Genomic DNA, 17238 nt, shown 5'->3' with positions numbered 1-17238 from the left:
CAATCTCTAAATCTCTCTGATGTAGCTTTCTATCTGTGCGGATTTCCACACAAATGGCAAGCTACATCGAGCGAAAATCCACACAGATGCCTATCACCCCCACTATCGAAAATAAATTAATGGATGAGATTCAATTATTTAGACGCCACATCACATTTCTGGCACGGCATTTGCCAAACTCCTCAACGAACGGTCATCGGCCGTGAACCAAATACGTCAGACCCGGGAGGCCGATAGGCAGGGTTGTGACCGAGGAGGAACTGACATGATTGACAGCACAGCCGTGGCATCCAGCCACGTCAAATTGCCATTTTATCGCCATCTCTATTTTCAGGTCATCGTTGCGATCATCGCGGGCATCGCGCTCGGGCACTTCTATCCGCAGATCGGCGAACAGTTGAAGCCGCTGGGCGATGGCTTCATCCGTCTGGTGAAGATGATTATCGCACCGGTCATCTTTCTGACCGTGGCAACCGGTATCGCCGGTATGAACGACATGAAGAAAGTCGGTCGGGTTGCCGGAAAGGCAATGATCTACTTTCTGACATTCTCGACACTCGCACTCATCATCGGCCTGATCGTGGCCAATGTCGTGCAACCAGGCGCTGGAATGAACATCGACCCGGCGTCGCTGGATGGATCAGCAGTAGCAACCTATGCTGCGAAAGCTCATGAGCAGACCATTACCGGCTTCCTGATGAACATCATCCCGACGACGATCGTCGGAGCATTCGCGGATGGTGACATTCTGCAGGTTCTCTTCTTCTCGGTGCTGTTCGGCATATCGCTCGGTGTCGTCGGTGAACGCGGCAAACCAGTCGTCGATTTCATGCACGCTCTGATGTATCCGATCTTCAAGCTGGTCGCGATCCTGATGAAGGCTGCCCCCATCGGCGCATTCGGTGCGATGGCTTTTACCATCGGCAAATACGGCATTTCGTCCGTCACCAACCTCGCGATGCTGATCGGTACATTCTACCTGACATCGTTCCTGTTCGTTCTGGTCGTGCTGGGCGCAGTCTGCCGTTACAACGGCTTCTCCATTCTGGCTTTGATCCGCTACATCAAGGAAGAGCTTCTGCTGGTTCTTGGCACTTCGTCTTCCGAAGCGGCTCTCCCAGGCTTGATGAGCAAGATGGAAAAGGCAGGCTGCAAACGCTCCGTCGTCGGCCTCGTCATTCCAACCGGCTACTCGTTCAACCTCGACGGCACCAACATCTACATGACGCTGGCTGCTCTCTTCATCGCGCAGGCTACAGGCATCCATCTGTCCTTTGGTGAACAGATTCTGTTGCTTCTCGTTGCAATGCTGAGCTCCAAGGGTGCAGCAGGCATCACCGGTGCAGGCTTCATCACACTGGCGGCAACGCTGTCGGTGGTTCCGTCCGTTCCCGTTGCGGGCATGGCCCTCATTCTGGGCATTGACCGCTTCATGTCGGAGTGCCGCGCGCTGACCAACTTCGTCGGCAATGCGGTGGCCACCATCGTTGTTGCACGCTGGGAAGGCGAATTGGACGAGGCGCAGCTTGCTCGCGTCCTCAGTGGCGAGGAAGTTCCCGTCATCGGTGAGGTTGGACCGGCCGCCACACCTCAGCCGGCAGAGTAAAACTGTACGATAACCTCCCAAGAGGGGCCCGCCCGAGACATCGGCGCGGGCCTTTCGTATTGAGCGCACCCACGCGATCAGCCATGACATAGCTCCAATTGATAGGCCCTCCTAACCCTTACGGCATATTTGACGGATGCCTTTTCCGAATAAGATGGCGCTTGCAACGTCGCCGTATTTCGTTCGGGGGAAATCATGCGCATCGATGTCATAGACAGCTGGGTGGGCTTCGACGCCCTGCGGGAAAACTGGGATGCAGTGTACAATGCCGATCCGCATGCGCAGCACTTCCTGTCCTGGGTGTGGCTGAGAGCCTATCTGAAAAGACGCGGGCGCTGGTTCGTACTCGCCCTCAAGGAAAAAGCGGAAGGGTCGCCCTATGTTGCGTTCTTTCCTCTGCGGGTCGTCACTCAGCAGGACAAAAAAACCGGCCGTTTTTTCGATGAACTCATCATGGCTGGAAATTTTGCGGCTGATTACACCGGTTTCATCACGCGCCCTGATTACGAAAACAATTCGGTCGAGGGTTTCTGCGCCTTCATCATGCAGCAGCGCTGGACACATTTGAAGCTCGATTATCTCTGCGGCCCGCCATCCCGGCGCGATGCGATGATAAGGGCTCTTCAGGGGCCTTTGGTGAAATTTCGCGACAGCACGCCAAAGAGCCTCAACGATATCAACAACTGCGTTTGCCCCGTCGTTACGCTTCCAACGAATTTCGATGACTATCTGAATGAGGCGATGAGCAGCCAGACGCGGCAGAAACTGCGGCGATTCCTGCGCAAGCTGGACGCAAACGATGACCTTCGCATCACCTTTGCAACAGCAGAGACCATAGACCGCGACATGAAAATACTTTTCGACCTGTGGCGTATCAAATGGGCACCTTACAAAGGTGAAGAGCGGATCGAGACGTTGATCTCCGCGACACGGGAGATGCTGATGGACTGTTTCCGCGATGGCACGCTGGACGTGCCGGTTTTGTGGCACGGCGACCGCCCGCTGGGTGCACTTGCCAATATCATCGACCGGCAAAAGCGAAGTATCCTCTTCTACATCACCGGGCGCGACGAAAGCTGGACAACGCCCTCTCCCGGTTTTCTGCTGCACGGACACTGCATACGCCGCGCTATTGGAATGGGGTTCAGGACCTATGACTTTCTAAGGGGCAATGAACCCTATAAATACATGTTCGGCCCACAGGACAGACCGATCACCTGCACGCTGTTCAAAACCCGGTCCGGAGAAAACCTGCAGGACAAGCTCCATCCATTTTCTATTGCCTTCGTTTATCGGCAGGCCCTGCAGTTTTACAAAAAGGGCGAAAAGGCAAAGGCAGAGATCGCATTTCGCCAGGTGCTGGAGAGCGTGCCGAACCACAGCGGCGCTGAATTCGGGCTTGCCAATCTGATGTTCGAAAAAGGCGAATTTCACATCGCCGAGCAGGCTTATCTTGCCATCAGCAGATCCGTCAGCGATCCTTTACCCGCATTGTTGAGACTTGGTGAGACACGGCTTGCCCAGCGGGATTACCAAGGTGCAGTCAGCGCATTCCAGGACGTCACGAGGCGGGCGCCCTTCCACCACGAAGCACTTTACAAATGCGGCATTGCACTGACTGCCGCCGAGCGACGCAACGAAGCGGCGGCTGTGTTCGCAACACTTCAGAACTACCATTCCGACGATGCGGTGAACATACAATATGCCGAAAAAGCCAGAAGCGCTCTCGCACGTCTCACGCTTTCGATGGCCGCGGCGCCGATGCTGCATGACCCCGTGACGCTTGCGGGGCGAGAGTCCGCACCGGATAGCCAGTGGATGCCCTCGAAACGCCTACACTGATGATGGCATATCAGGATGCGCGTCAAACGGTCGCAGACCACAACAGATTTCTACAAAATCAATCAACAATGAAATCCTTTCGCTCCTCGGGGCCATTGCCCGCTGATATCGTTCATTGGCTGGAGATTTCAGGCTTGGAGAGACAGGATGACGGCAACGGTGACTTACCTTCACGACGAACGTGAGAAAACGGCATTCGATTCCAACGAACTCAAGGCTGCAATGCGCAGCCTTGCCGGTGGCGTCTCGGTCATAACCGCAGGAACCGGTTCGAACCGAACAGGCGCGACGGTCACGTCTGCCACCGCGCTTTCGATGGAACCTGCGACGATGATCGTCAACATCAACAAATCATCGTCCACTTGGCCGATCATTGCCCGCTACAACCATTTTTGCGTCAACATCCTGTCAGCTGACCAGCAGGACGTCGCGTCTCGTTTTGCAGGCGTTGGCGGCATCAAAGGTGCCGACCGCTATACTGACGCGGAATGGTTTACACTCGAAAGTGGAGCTTCGGCGCTACGTGGCGCACTGGCCGCGATCGACTGTGCCGTAGAGGATGTTGTGGAACGACACACCCACGCCATCATCATCGGTCGCGTGTTGTCGGTGGAGCGCAGCCCAGGCGCGCCCCTCGTCTATCACGGCGGAAGATATGCCAATCTGGCCAGCGTCTGACACAAATCAGACGTTTCCACCAAACGGGCAGAGAGGCTTAACGTCGGCTCAGGCCGTTTTTTCGGCAGGGAGATCGACCTTGTTGGATGCAAACTGTTCCAGCGTCATCGTATCCAGAACCGCTGCCATGGCATCGCGCACATCGGTCATGGAGCGGCGCACCTGACAGGTCTGCGGATCGGAACAGTCTTCGCATGCCTCAAACGCCGTGCGGCTGGCACAACGTATGGGTGCGAGCGGGCCATCCAGCGCACGAATGACCTGACCGATATAGATATCCGACGCGGATTTCGACAAGGCATAACCGCCGCCCGGGCCCTTTTTGGAGCGCAGCATGCCTTCGTTGCGCAGCTCCAGCAAAATCGCGTCCAGAAACTTCTTGGGAATGTTGTTGCGGACCGCGATTTCACTCACGAAAGCCGTTTCTCCCTGGGCCAGGCCAGCGAGGTCGATCATGGCTTTCAGCCCGTACTTTCCCTTTTTCGTCAGCATCGTCGTCTTTCAGAGATGAGTATCCGAAGACCACATATATCCCGCCACATGAACTTTCAATGAATTCCATGAAATCTGTCTGAAAAATACCAGACTGTGATCTCAACCGCCTCGTGGGCCTTTGCTGGGGCGGGCATCCAGTGCCGCGGCAAGGCCGCGAACCGCATCCCGATGTCCTGTCGACGCAGGTCCTTCGAACACCTGAATGGCCTCGCTATAACGCTTCAGGTTGAGGTAGGCGTAACCACGAATGACCATAAGGTCGTTGCGCTCCGTAGCAAAGCGGGCTCGTTGGTCCAGAAGGATCAAAGCTTTCTCGTATTGGCCGTTATTGTAGGCGGCAAGGGCCCTGTCGGTTAAAATGGCAACCTGAAGCTCTGTCGCCTTGGTTTTATCCATGCCGGACTTCGTTGCGGAAACGGCTGCATTGTCCGTCAGGCCCATTCTCAAATAGGCGAGGCTCTGACCGTAAGCCGCGTCGCTTCGAACATTTTCCGGGCCGCTTCTCAGCGCCGCAGCAAAGGCTTTCAGCGCTTCCGCAGGGCGATTGGCATCCATCAGACACCAGCCCTGTTGCAGCGCCTGCTGGGGTGCCAGAGCATCCGGATTATATGTTGCCCCGCAACGACCGGCGTTTCGCGAAGACTGAACCTGCGTCACGACACGGTTTTGCCGTGGCATCACGGCAGGCGCGACAGATCGATAAACAACGTCCGTCGTCTGCATGTTGCCTGATTGGACTTGGGCCGTACTGCGGGAAGGCGATGCGCCGGCAACCTGTTGCCCGCCGGTTTGAGCGGGCCTGCCAATGTCGAGAATCCGCTGGGATTGCGATCCCCACTGTTGCTGAAGGCGGCGGACTTCGGCACTGTTGTTCAAATCCTGATAACTCAGTGCCAAACCATAGGCGGACGCTTCATCATCGGCCTTCCAATCAAGTGCCGTCGTAAACCATTGTACTGCAAGCTGCGGCTGCTGAAAGGCGCGTGAATACCAGCCAAATTCCTGGGCAGTGGCTGCGTCCTTTTCCGATACGGCCACATCCGCCATACGCTTGAGAACCTCCGGCTCCAGAGCAACGGGCGGATCAAGCGCGAGAAGATTGGCGGTGGCGGCAAGATATGTTTTGCGGGAGTCGTCGGAGGAATCTCGCCATTTATACATGACCTCCTCGGCTTCCTGCGGATCACCACGGGAAATCAGCGCCAGCGCCAGGCCTTCTGATGCCGAGGCGGAATCTTCGGTCTCTCTTGCGCTTCGGAACCATTTTTCCGCATCGGCAACCTTTTCTCTGCGAACATTATACCAACCGAGCAGCAGTGCATCGCTGGCCGTCTTGTTGCTTTCGGCCAGACGCTCCAGCCGCAGCAAATAGGCGGGCGGCACGGTAACGCTCTTGTCCTCACCGGCGTCGGCAACAAACTGGCGGGCCAGATCGTCCTTCACAGGCTCGAATTCCAGTTGCCCGTCAGGCCCCTGCTTTTCCTTGGCCAGAAGGTCGTCCATCATCGCCATGGGAAGCAAGGTGGATGCCTTCTGTACAGTGGCAAGCCGTTCGCTGGAACCGTCGCAATTGCTCAGAACGTAATTGTAGGCGTCTCGAGCGCGCTCGGGCTTGTCGATACGCACAAATGCTTCTGCCAGACGCCAGAGCGCGTCCACTTCACTGCAAGTCAGCAGCTCCGGATTGGCGGCGGCCGTTTCCACCACCGCGTTATATTGTTTGAGGTCGGATGAATTGACCAACCGCTGCCGCGCCTCAGCCAATTTCAACATGTCGGTCAGGTTGGCTGGCGGCTGCCAGTTTGCATCCTCGACCTGCCGGTCTGCAATTGCTTTGCGAACTTCTGCATATCGACCATTGGCATACAGCTGCCACATAGTCTCCAATTGCGGATCGCCCTGCTCTGGAACGGCCAGAGGATCGGCGGGCGGTGTCCAGTTGGGGTAAAGCACCTTCAACCGGGCAATTTCCGCCTGCAAACGGGCGGTATCGCCCTGAGCTGCAAAATAACGCAATGCGCTCTCATCGACAGCAGCGGGTTGGGTCGGCGCAGGTGGGGTCGTTGCTGGCTGTGTCGGCGATGGACGCGCCACTTGCGCCAGCATTTGATCCTGCATGGAGCCGGATGTCGGCACGGTCACCGACGGGGTGACGCCAGTGTCGTACTGCGCGACACGCGTTGGATTGATCGGCGACTGAACGCCCGATAAACGACCGCCGAGCCCGTTGCCGCCGATCGAACCAGTGGTGTGAACTGCCGCCACTCTGCCCAAGAGCTCATCGCGCCACTGATAGGCGGTGACCCCGCCAATGGCCAATATCGCGGCGGCTATGAAAATCGGTTTTCCGATCATAAGCACTCCTGACGCGCCTGAGTCGCGAATGACAATGCCAAGAGATGCAACGTAGATGGATAATAAAGTGTTGACGTGAAGTGGCGCAGCTCGTCTGGAATGGGTGTTTTCTTGCTTACACAGGCCAATAAGGCCGGAATGATGCGATATCCCGCATCCGATAGGACATCCTTTGGATTTCCGCTGCGCAAATCGAACGTGGCCATATTACCGCCGTCGACGATGATCCCCGAACGCAACCTCTCAAGCAGCTTTTCATCGCCAAGACCAGCACGAGCAAGGTAAAGCGGAATTCTGACGGCGTTATAGCCAAACTCCTGAGCAAACCCATCCGCCGGGCGCGGCTTTGTTTTTAAAGAGACCCAATCAGCCGGAAGCTTTCGCGGCCCGAATGCGAAGGTGTTGATTTGGGCCAGACCATCCCTCGTCAATGCCGTCCACAGCGGCGAAGGCGTCAGCTCGTTCAAGACTGGAAATGCTTCGAAAATCAGGTAGGACGGATTGACCACGGGGCCATCTGGCCGGTCAGCCTCTGCAAATCCTGCGGTGCCTGGCAAAAGCACGGTTCTACCAGCTCGCTGCACGATGGTTTTTGCAACGATCGTGCTGGCAATCGAGCGGGCAGCATCCGCGTAATCGGGCTTCGCCCATTGCTTGGCCGCCAGCGCCAGCGCGTATGCAATGAGAATATCGCCATCCGTCGCGTTGTTGATGTCAGAAATATGCGGCTGCGTCTGGGGGTCCCATTTCCAGGCGGCAAGGCCATCGTCGCGCACCAGAAGCTCGGTTTTCGTAAACGACCATATGAGCTCAAAATCCGCCGGTGCATCTGCAAGCACGGCGAGCCACATTCCATAGCCCTGCCCTTCGCTATGGCTGATATTGTTGTTGCCGGTATCGACTATGCGTCCAGCGGGATCGAGAAAGGCCGCCTTGTAGGCATTCCAGTCTGTCTGCGAGATGGATGCTGCCCTTGCGGTGAGTGGAACGAGCATGATCGCCACCATCATCAAAGCCCTGAATGCAAAGGCGAGCATCTGTTTCATTTGTCACGCCCCATGCCGCGCAGCATCAGGAACGTGACGCATCCCAACAACGTCAGAAACCCGATGAAAACAAGTGAGTAGGACAGGGTGTTGTTCGAAAGCCAGTTTGCAACGATAAGCCGCCAGTTCGAGAAACTGAAAGCCCGCGTGATGATGAAACTGGGTTGCTCGGCGGCAATCGTTTCCACCTTGTCCGCGTTGGCATCATAGGTCGCGACACGTCCCGAAAGCGTGCTCCATCGCTTCTGCTCCGTCATCGCTGCCATTCCTGTCCGAAGATCGGCAGCAGTCGGCGCAGTCGCGATGGTCCACACGCCCTCCCCTCCCGGGCTCATACCCTGTGCCAGCATGAAGGTTACATTCGGTGGCGGCGTGTAGATCTGTTCGGCTCCGGGAAGAAACCGCAGCGTATCCGAACTGATGTCGAAATTGCGCTTCATCCATTCCTCGAAGGAGGATATTTGTCCCTGCCACAGCCCGCCATCGACGCGCTCGCGCCAATCATTGAAAAGCTGATCCGTTTGCGCCGGACGGGCCGTACTATCGACTTCTTTCCAAGCAACCTGGCTGGCAGGTGCGAGGTCGAGCTGATTGACCAAAGCCTGCGGCATTTGGCTGAGAGTGCCGAAAAACAACGCGTTACGTTCTCCCACAGATGCGGGCGTCGCCACAAGTTCTACCTGCACCGGATGACCACCGGCCAGCGCCAGACGACTGAGAAGTGTTGCCGCGGCGGACATGGTGTCGGTGTCGATACGCTCCAGCCAGACGGCCACAGGTTGGCTACCCGCCCGATAGGGCTGACCGACGCCGTTCGTCGCGGCCAGGTCCGGTGCCCGTCCGATCATTGCGAAGTTGGGAATATGGACTTCCGTCGTGTCGAACAGTGCAAAGCGTGGTGTCTGCGCAGCTGGCGCACCTGGCAGGCACGCCTTGTCAGCATCCGTCTCCAAGATGGCTTCGATGGCAATGGTGTTCACGCCCGGTACGAAATGGCGCAATGTTACCTTGATCGGAAGATGCCGAAAAATGCCGCCGCCACGATTGGAAATCGGGACAGTGGAGGCAATATTGCCGTTCACATAGACGTCGATATGGCTGCCAGGCAGAATTTCATTCGAATAGGCCGCATCGAGAAGCAGCTGTGCTTCGCCGTAAGCGGCGGCATAAAAATCGGCAGGCGCGCCGATGGTGAATTCCGTCCGGAACCGCCTGCCGGAAAACTCGCTGCTTTTTACACCCAACGCTGAAAGCGCAATGCGACGGTCGGACATGACCAGCGGTGCGTCCGGCGTGTGCCAGGCGCGCGTGGAAAGAGACGCCCGTGATGATCCGGCAGGCCGCTCAACGGATGCCGACAATGTCTCGATGGCAAGCTGAAGCGCTTGCGGCGTCGGACCACTGACGATCAGTGCCGACACCCCATTGATAATGTTCTCTTCAAACCCGGCATAAGGACCGGCCAACGCCTCCGGCGGCACGGATTGCGCCGTCGCGGCAATTTCCCTTGACGTCCCGACCAGTACCGTGAGGGTGCCTGGCTTGCGCTGGGTTGGAAGCCGGGTATCGAAGGTAACCTTCTGGTTGGGCATCTGCGTGCGCAGGGCAAGCGCCTGTGCAAGCCTGAGAAGAGGTTGGGCGGACGCCGGGTTCGCCAGACCGGGTGCGACGATATTGATCGTCGTCAAACCCTCATGGTCGGCACCCGTCGCCTGAATGTCATCGACCGTATCGAAACGATTGGCAACATCGGCATTGAAAGCGATGTACGTGCTGGCAGGGCTGACATCCGTCCATAGATCATAGGTGGACTGTACCGTGCAGTCTGTCCGATGCCTCTGCTGGACGCCGAGAGAAATGGCGTTGGCACCAGCCTGCAACGCTCCGGCTGGTATCGCCATCGAAACATTGCCTTCGCCATCTGGTGAGGACACACTCTTGCGATCGAGTGCGACATTGTTGACGGACACCTCAAGGTTCGAGCTTTCCGGCGCGATCACGATGGCGTTCTGGTAACCGACATTCAGCGAAACAGCAGACTTTGCCTGCTCGGGCGTGAGGTAAAGCGTCCACTGACGCTGGTCGATTTCACCGGATAGCCCCAGATCGGCAAAGGGCAGGATATAACGGCGGCGGTCATCCGGCGCGCCCGTTGCGGGTGTGACAGCCGTTCTGGCTGGCGGTGCGGCCTGCGGGGCTGTTACGCTCGGCGCAGATGTTCCGGGCGCGGGCACAGGAGCCGCGACTGCTGGCCTCTGGCTCGGTGGTGGCGCAGGGGGCTGCCTCTCCGGGGCAGCGGGCGCGGGGCGCGTTACGGGTGGCGGCGATGTCGGCTTTTCCGGCGACATGTCGAAGGGAGTGGATTGCGCAAAGGCCACACCAGGGATCGACGCGAGAAGTACGGCGATAAACACACGCATCGTCATGACTTCGCCTTTCCCAGCACCGGCTTTGTCTTGCGGTCCGGTATCAGCGAACGGAACATGTAAAACAGCCCGCGTTGGGTTTGAAACACGGCGATTGCCAGAAACGTGGCGGTGCCCTTGATCAAGCCCGGATTCTTTCGACGGCTGCGCTGCAGCTCGCTCCACTGATCGGAGTTAGCGAAAATCAGATCCGCGATCAGGCGGTGGTCCACCGCCTTTTGCGGCGAAAAGGTACTGCCCACCGAAATAAAACCATCCTGACGTACGGAGCGCACAATATCGATGGGCATGGTTTCCGGCACACCGTCACTGTGGGGCTTGATGCGAATGGTCGCTGCGGTTCCCTTTTCGATGGGCGAAAGGCCCTGTTCGAAGATGTGGATGAGCATACCGTTGACCGACACATTCTCCACGGTGGCGGGCAACCATGCATCGCTATCGCCGATCTGCAACTCGCACCGACGTTTGACCGTGACACGGCGCGACGCCGACTTTTCACCGCGCTCGGATACGACGCCGAGGGCGCAACCCGCAAAAATGATGTTGAGCAGGTTCCAGCCGCCCACGACCAGCGTAACGTCGGCTTTGTAAGGCTCTGCGTAGATGCGATAGATCGCAAAGATCATGGCGATGATCAGCACGAAGAAGATCACGAAAAACGGCCTGCTGATCTCAGACAGTCGCGCCTCGGCGATGGATTCGTCCTTTGCCGTGACCTTGAAAGTCGGTTTCGACGGATTGAAGATCACCGACACGACTGCTGGCAGCAGGTGTACCGTCTGCACGTATTCGTAAAGCTCGGAAATCCACGGCCAGCGGAAGCTGCCATAAAGGAAATTCTGCATCATCAGGTTCACGAGCATGTAGGCAGCCGTGTAGGCCAGAAACTCCCCACCCGACGCCACGAAAATCTGGAGATCGAAGAAGAGGTAGAACAACGGAGCAAAAAGGAAGATCGTGCGCGGAAACGGGAACAGCCAGAACAGGGTCGAGGACATGTAGCAAAGCCGCTGCGTGAAGGAGAGGCCCCGGCGGAAAAGCGGCTGGCGGAAGATGAGAATTTGCATCATGCCCTGAGCCCAGCGGCTGCGCTGACCGATGAAGCTTGCAAAGGTGGCGGGCTGTAGCCCCGCAATCAGCGGTTTATCGACATAGAGACTGTTCCAGCCAAGGGAATGAAGCGCCAGCGCCGTTTCGCAGTCTTCTGTAATGCTGACGCCACTGAAACCTTCGGTTTCCTTCAGCGCCGTGCGACGCAGGACTGCAGCGGAACCGCAGAAAAATGCGCCGTTCCACTTGTCGAGACCGCGCTGGATGATCCCATAAAACATTTCGTTTTCGCTGGGCATCGTCTCGAAGGTGCGAAGATTGCGCTCGATGGGATCGGGGTTGAGAAAGAAATGCGGCGTCTGAACCAGAAAGAGCCGCTCATCCTCCTCGAAGTATCCAACGGTTTCCAGCAGAAAGTCACGGGCGGGCGCGTGATCCGCATCGAACACCACGACGAGTTCACCTGTGGAATGGTCAAGCCCGTTGTTGAGATTACCGGCCTTGGCGTGAACGTTGCGGTCGCGGGTGAGATAATTTACGCCAAGGTCGTCGCAAAGACGCTTCAGCTCCTCGTGGCGGCGCGCCGCGGCTTGCGCTTCTAGAACACTGGAAGCGTTTCTCTTCTGCACCGTACCACCATCATCCAGAAGCCAGACGGTAAACTTGTCGGCGGGATAATCGATGTTTTTTGCCGCAGCCAGTGTGTTGGCCAGCAGGACTGCATCCTCGTTATAGGTGGGCACGAAAACATCGACGGTCGGCACATATCCCGCAGAACCTGGCCGTGTCTTTCGCGATGGCAAGGGCATGGACACGATGACGAGGCTGAGTGCGAGCATCAGAACGCTGTACATTTCAGCCAGGTAGAGCAGGAACCCGGGAATGAAGTTTTCCGGCTGGTTGATGGGCGGCAGGGTGCTGGTGGTTCGCCAGTAAACATAGCGCAGCACGATGGCCGTCCCGAAACCAAGTCCGATCAAACGCCACGCGCCTTTGCCGTTCAGCGATTTGATGGTGGCCAGAAGGACCAGCGAGATCGCCGTCGCGATCAGGTGGGTCTGCAGACTGACTGGAAGCGTTATGATGACCAGAACGCAAAGCGAGACGAACATCCAGACGATGACGGAGATGGCCTTGCTCATCTGCAAACCCTTGTTCAAATCGATCAGAGGCCAATCGCCCCGACACCCGACAGACCGCCCGACGACGATGCCACGGGAAGACGCTTTATACGCAAGACAATACTAAATTGGTTAATTGCATCTTTGCGATCCTTGCCCCGACGATGCGCAATCAGGCGAGGGAATGACCACACGTCTCGTTTCCGGACGCGGTGCGGGTGCCGCGACATCTGCCGGACGTGCGGACCCTGGCATTGCACCCGTTGGCGAGGGAATCAGTACCCGGGCGGGTGCCGGTGAGACAACGACCGGCGGCGCGGCAGGCTGTTGCTGCTGGACGACGACCCGGCGCACCGCAGGCGCAGAGCGCTGAACGGCCGGAGCGCTCGGCGTCTGTATGCCGGGCTGCATTGGAAATTCGGTTGCCGTCACGGGATAGGTGGGGTTACCTGATCGGCCCATACCATCCGGTGGCTTTTGCGCGGTACCATAGGGGTTCCAGCCCGCGGCATCATAGCTGCCCGTTATCGTGTAATTATACATGACCGTAAGAAGGTCACGCGTGGTGACGCCGGACTGGCAAAGCCGCAGCGTGACATTGATCCGCCCGAGATTCTGGAAGCCCTGCCTCATATCCTCCGGCGAACGGATGCGCTGCCATGCGTAAATGCAGGAATCGTCTCCCGCACCACGTCCCGACGCATAGGAAAAAGCACCATAGGCGTTTTGCAGATACTCGGCGGATGTTGCCAATTGCGCGCCCGGAAAAGCAGAGCGGATTTCACGCGATATGGATGAGGCGCGCAGGCTGCTGCTGGATAAGCCGTCCTTGCCGGTGTCTTCAGCGCGCTGCGGGCCAAACAGCTCGATCTTGAGATAATTCTGCCCAGGCGTTCGTGCGTCGGATCGCAGGATGACCTCCTGCTGAACGGCGTTCGAATAGGTGCGGTTGATGACGTTGATAACCTCGGGGCCTCCCGGAGGAGGAAAAATCAGCGCCTCTTCCGGCGGCAGCATTTTCGGCGCACCGGACGGTCGAATGCCGCCTGGGTTATTACAGCCAGAGAGCACCACCGCTACACAAGGCAATAGAACGAAGGCAGCGGACTTTCCCGCCGCCGCACCGGCAACATTCAGCATGCCGGGAAGGTCGCGTGCGCAACGAATCAGTGATGACCAAACCATGTTCATGGAATACGTGAGGCCGCCGAATTAGCAATATCAAATCTTGCTCATACGTTGTCGGATAAGCCTTAAGCTGAGCCTGACGTCGATGGAACTTTGCCGAAGCTGCCGAATTGGGGTTGTAGGGAGCTATTGGACCCGCTTTAAAAACGCAGGCAGGAAACGGAACGGAAATGGCAGATCAACCGATGAGTGCAACGAGCCAACTCTTAGAAGAGGCCAAGCGACTAAAGCGCTGGCTTGACCAGGACGCTCTGCCCCTGTGGTGGAAAGTTGGCGCGGGCAAACCTGATGGCGGTTTTTACGAGCGCATCGGACAGGACGCGAAACCGATGCTCGGTGATAACCGCCGGGCCCGTGTACAGCCAAGACAAGCTTATTGCTACGCCGCCGCCGGACAGAGAGGCTGGAATGGAGACTGGCGCAAGGCCGTTGATCATGGTCTGCACTGGTTCGATCAGGTCTTTCGCCTCGAAAACGGCCTGTACGGCAATCTAGCGGACGCTTCCGGCAAATTAACCGATCCGACATTCGACTTCTACAATCAGGCATTCGCTCTATTTGCGGCTGCCCAGACGGCCCTCGTCTTTCCGGAAAGACGGGACGAAATGCAAATTCGGGCGCTTGGCATTCTCCAAGTGCTCCAGCGCGATTATGCCCACCCGGTCATTGGATTTGAAGAAGCAAATCCGCCTCGCGAACCCTTGTGCTCCAACCCACATATGCATTTCTTCGAAGCGATGCTCGCATGGGAAGTCGTCGATCCCGATGGACCCTGGCGCGAGCTGGCCGACGAAGTCGCCTCGCTTGCAATGGAGAAATTCATCGACCCACAATCGGGTGGGCTACGTGAGTTTTTCGACCACAACTGGGCACCCATGCCCGGCGACAAGGGGCGAATCATGGAGCCCGGCCATCAATTCGAATGGGCATGGCTCCTGACTCGCTGGGGCAAACTCCGCAAGGACAATGACGCGATCTCAAAAGCAAAGCGTCTCTTCGAGATCGGAGAGAAATACGGCATATGCGCGCGCCGAAAGGTGGCTGTCATGAGTCTTCATGACGATTTCAGCGTTCACGATCCGCTTGCGCGGCTGTGGCCGCAAACGGAATGGCTGAAAGCAGCAGTCAGATTGGCGTGCGTCGCGCATGGCGAGGAGCGATACCGCTATTTGTCGTCTGCCGTGCGCGCCATCGGGGCTTTGCAGCCATTTCTCGATACGCCAATTTCAGGACTATGGTTCGACAGATGGCCACATGATGCGCCCATGATCGATGAACCTGCACCAGCCAGCACGTTTTATCACATTGTCTGCGCGATCTATGAGTTGGAAGATGCTCTGAAAGAAATGGCCGCATAGTTCCGTTCAAAGGGCCGCTTCGGCGAAAGCGGCCCTTCGTTTGTGCAGACTATGCTTCCAGCCAACGGATCTGTTCAGGCGTGAGGTTGATGTCGAGAGCAGACAGGCTGTCTTCAAGCTCAGCCACCGTACGCGGGCCGATCAGCGGAATGACGGGGAAAGGCTGCGCAATCACATAGGCCAACGCGATATGAATAGGATCGCGACCAAGCTCCTTGGCGAGCTGTATCGCGCGGTCCCGCCGCTCGAAATTGTGGTCCGAATACCAGACACGAACAATCTCCTCGTCATCGCGCTTGTCGCGACCGGCCCTATCCGTAAAGAATCCGCGTCCTTGGCTCGACCATGCGAAATTCGGAATCTGATGGGCATTCTGCCATTCTTTCCATGTGTCGTCGGAAGCGGCAACGCAGCCTGCCCAGATCGGATCGAGCATCTCTGCAAGCGAGAAATTGTTGGACAAGGCTGCGGGCGCAGCCTTTCCGTTTTTGTGGGCATAGGCGGCGGCCTCGTCCATTCGTTCGCGGGTCCAGTTGGAGCCACCGAAGATACCGCGAATACGACCGCGCTTCACTTCCGCATCCATGGCATCCACGAATTCGTCGACCGGCACATCCGTATTGTCTCGATGCATGAAATAAATATCGACATAATCCGTCTTGAGACGCTGAAGAGACTGGTCGAGCTGCTTGGAGATCATGTCGGGATAGCAGAGTGGGGAATGCGCACCCTTGCCGATGAGGACGATGTCTTCACGGGGCACGTTGCGGCTGGTGTGCCAATCTCCGAAAATCGCCTCCGTCTTGCCACCACCATAAACGTACGCCGTGTCGAAGAGATTTCCACCCGCCTCGTAGAACGTATCCAGCGTCAGTGAGGCCGATGCAAAATTGGGGAAGAATTCGAAGCCAAGCGCGACGACGGATGCGGGCTTGGCGAGCCCCGGAATGCTGCGCTTTGGAACTGCACCGCCTGCCTTGACCATGCCGCCTGCAATATTGGAGACCCGTTTGGCTGCCGTTTCCACGCCATATTCCAGGCCAATGGACTGCCGCCATTGATCCATCACACGCAGATTGCCCAGCGAATCCGCCCAGCCCATGCCGGGATAGGCAAATTCGGGTTTTCCTGCGCGAATGGCCTCGCCTGCCGCATCGACTTCGAACGCATACAGCCATCCGTCTTCGCGAACTTCAACGGTCTGTCTGTCATCGCCCTTGATGATGTCGATCTTGCCGACACCGCCCTTATGGCCGGATGCGAACCAGAAATTCTCAACCTCGATGCGTCCCTGCGAACCGATGATGCGCAGCACATTGTCCTGTTGAGCCATGATCGAGCATGAGACTTCCGCGACGATTCCGTTTGGAAATTTCAGCACGGCAGATGCCCATTCATCGACACCGGACTGACCCAGATAGGCCGCGCCGGAAACTTTTTCCGGCTCCAGCACCGGCTTGCCAGCAACCGCACCTGCGATCAGCCGAACCATGGACACCGGATAGCCGCCGACATCGAGAATGCCACCACCGGCAGCCTCGTTGGCAAACAACCGGTGTTCCGGCTTGAAGCCACCCATATTGAAGCCGAAGCTCGAACGGATGATGCGCACGTCGCCGATCGTGCCGCTTTTGACCAGTTCGATGATTTTTGCCGTCTGCGGATGGAGGCGATACATGTAGGCTTCGCCAGCAAAGACGCCCGCCTTGCGAGCCTCGTGAAAAATGGCATCAGCATCATAAGCCGACAGCGCGATGGGCTTTTCCACCAGCACATGTTTACCGGCGCGCACCGCCTTGATGGCCCATTCGGCATGGCCGGTATGGGGCGTGGCAATGTACACTGCGTCGATATCGGGATCGCTCAACAGGGCATCGTAACCGTGTAGGATACGCGCACCGGGAAATCCGTCGGCAAGGCCAGGCTTATCCGGATTGCGGCTGGCAATCGCCTCCAGCTTTCCTGTCCGGGAATGCGCGATACCATCTGCAAAGGTGCGGGCAATGGTGCCGGGTCCGATGATGCCCCAGCGGATGGGTTGAACGTCAGTCATGGAAATCCTCATTCTATTGT

11 protein-coding genes are annotated in these 17238 nt (G+C 57.4%); 4 read left to right on the top strand and 7 right to left on the bottom strand.

Translation table 11 applies throughout. The features are described from left to right. The first annotated feature begins 265 nt into the window (after positions 1 to 265). From ASF29_RS02610 to ASF29_RS02600, 3 genes are all read left to right on the top strand, one after another. Positions 266 to 1606, top strand: a complete 1341-nt coding sequence (locus ASF29_RS02610) for a dicarboxylate/amino acid:cation symporter (protein WP_062448218.1) — start codon at positions 266 to 268, stop codon at positions 1604 to 1606. A gap of 195 nt (positions 1607 to 1801) precedes the next feature. Further along, a complete protein-coding gene (locus ASF29_RS02605) occupies positions 1802 to 3448 on the top strand; it encodes a GNAT family N-acetyltransferase (RefSeq protein ID WP_062448216.1) in 1647 nt (548 codons plus the stop codon). 147 nt (positions 3449 to 3595) lie between these two features. Beyond that, a complete protein-coding gene (locus ASF29_RS02600) occupies positions 3596 to 4126 on the top strand; it encodes a flavin reductase family protein (protein WP_062448215.1) in 531 nt (176 codons plus the stop codon). Positions 4127 to 4174: 48 nt separating this feature from the next. Here ASF29_RS02600 and ASF29_RS02595 read toward each other — a convergent pair whose 3' ends face one another. From ASF29_RS02595 to bcsN, 6 genes are all read right to left on the bottom strand, one after another. Beyond that, positions 4175 to 4618, bottom strand: coding sequence for an Rrf2 family transcriptional regulator (locus ASF29_RS02595; protein WP_062448213.1), 444 nt, complete (start codon positions 4616 to 4618; stop codon positions 4175 to 4177). A gap of 102 nt (positions 4619 to 4720) precedes the next feature. Further along, a complete protein-coding gene (locus ASF29_RS02590; RefSeq protein WP_062448211.1) occupies positions 4721 to 6976 on the bottom strand; it encodes a tetratricopeptide repeat protein in 2256 nt (751 codons plus the stop codon). Beyond that, positions 6973 to 8013 carry a glycosyl hydrolase family 8 gene (locus tag ASF29_RS02585; protein ID WP_244473476.1) on the bottom strand — a complete coding sequence of 347 codons (1041 nt, stop codon included), beginning with the start codon at positions 8011 to 8013 and terminating at the stop codon, positions 6973 to 6975. Before ASF29_RS02585 ends, ASF29_RS02590 begins: the two co-directional genes overlap by 4 nt. A 5-nt stretch (positions 8014 to 8018) precedes the next feature. Beyond that, positions 8019 to 10448 carry a cellulose biosynthesis cyclic di-GMP-binding regulatory protein BcsB gene (locus ASF29_RS02580; protein ID WP_062448207.1) on the bottom strand — a complete coding sequence of 810 codons (2430 nt, stop codon included), beginning with the start codon at positions 10446 to 10448 and terminating at the stop codon, positions 8019 to 8021. Beyond that, a complete protein-coding gene (bcsA, locus tag ASF29_RS02575; RefSeq protein WP_062448205.1) occupies positions 10445 to 12640 on the bottom strand; it encodes a UDP-forming cellulose synthase catalytic subunit in 2196 nt (731 codons plus the stop codon). The genes ASF29_RS02580 and bcsA overlap by 4 nt, the downstream gene beginning before the upstream one ends. A 111-nt stretch (positions 12641 to 12751) precedes the next feature. Continuing rightward, positions 12752 to 13636, bottom strand: coding sequence for a cellulose biosynthesis protein BcsN (gene bcsN / locus ASF29_RS02570; protein WP_062448652.1), 885 nt, complete (start codon positions 13634 to 13636; stop codon positions 12752 to 12754). A gap of 356 nt (positions 13637 to 13992) precedes the next feature. Between bcsN and ASF29_RS02565 the strand changes: the two genes are divergently transcribed. Continuing rightward, positions 13993 to 15165, top strand: a complete 1173-nt coding sequence (locus ASF29_RS02565; protein WP_156462518.1) for an AGE family epimerase/isomerase — start codon at positions 13993 to 13995, stop codon at positions 15163 to 15165. A 49-nt stretch (positions 15166 to 15214) separates the two neighbouring features. Here the strand turns inward: ASF29_RS02565 and ASF29_RS02560 are convergent, their stop codons facing one another. Next, on the bottom strand, positions 15215 to 17218 hold the full coding sequence (locus tag ASF29_RS02560; protein WP_062448201.1) for an aldo/keto reductase: 2004 nt from the start codon (positions 17216 to 17218) through the stop codon (positions 15215 to 15217). Positions 17219 to 17238 lie beyond the last annotated feature (20 nt).

Origin of the sequence: Rhizobium sp. Leaf262 (genome assembly GCF_001422245.1) — a bacterium.
Classification (GTDB): domain Bacteria; phylum Pseudomonadota; class Alphaproteobacteria; order Rhizobiales; family Rhizobiaceae; genus Agrobacterium.
This window is presented reverse-complemented; position numbering and strand designations above follow the sequence as displayed.

Bases quoted from the DNA above. Each gene is read 5' to 3' on its own strand.
- ASF29_RS02590 (WP_062448211.1), bottom strand. From the start codon at position 6,976: ATGATCGGAAAACCGATTTTCATAGCCGCCGCGATATTGGCCATTGGC.
- ASF29_RS02610 (WP_062448218.1), top strand. From the start codon at position 266: ATGATTGACAGCACAGCCGTGGCATCCAGCCACGTCAAATTGCCATTT.
- ASF29_RS02605 (WP_062448216.1), top strand. From the start codon at position 1,802: ATGCGCATCGATGTCATAGACAGCTGGGTGGGCTTCGACGCCCTGCGG.
- ASF29_RS02600 (WP_062448215.1), top strand. From the start codon at position 3,596: ATGACGGCAACGGTGACTTACCTTCACGACGAACGTGAGAAAACGGCA.
- ASF29_RS02565 (WP_156462518.1), top strand. From the start codon at position 13,993: ATGAGTGCAACGAGCCAACTCTTAGAAGAGGCCAAGCGACTAAAGCGC.
- bcsA (WP_062448205.1), bottom strand. From the start codon at position 12,640: ATGAGCAAGGCCATCTCCGTCATCGTCTGGATGTTCGTCTCGCTTTGC.
- ASF29_RS02560 (WP_062448201.1), bottom strand. From the start codon at position 17,218: ATGACTGACGTTCAACCCATCCGCTGGGGCATCATCGGACCCGGCACC.
- ASF29_RS02585 (WP_244473476.1), bottom strand. From the start codon at position 8,013: ATGCTCGCCTTTGCATTCAGGGCTTTGATGATGGTGGCGATCATGCTC.
- ASF29_RS02595 (WP_062448213.1), bottom strand. From the start codon at position 4,618: ATGCTGACGAAAAAGGGAAAGTACGGGCTGAAAGCCATGATCGACCTC.
- ASF29_RS02580 (WP_062448207.1), bottom strand. From the start codon at position 10,448: ATGACGATGCGTGTGTTTATCGCCGTACTTCTCGCGTCGATCCCTGGT.
- bcsN (WP_062448652.1), bottom strand. From the start codon at position 13,636: ATGCTGCCGCCGGAAGAGGCGCTGATTTTTCCTCCTCCGGGAGGCCCC.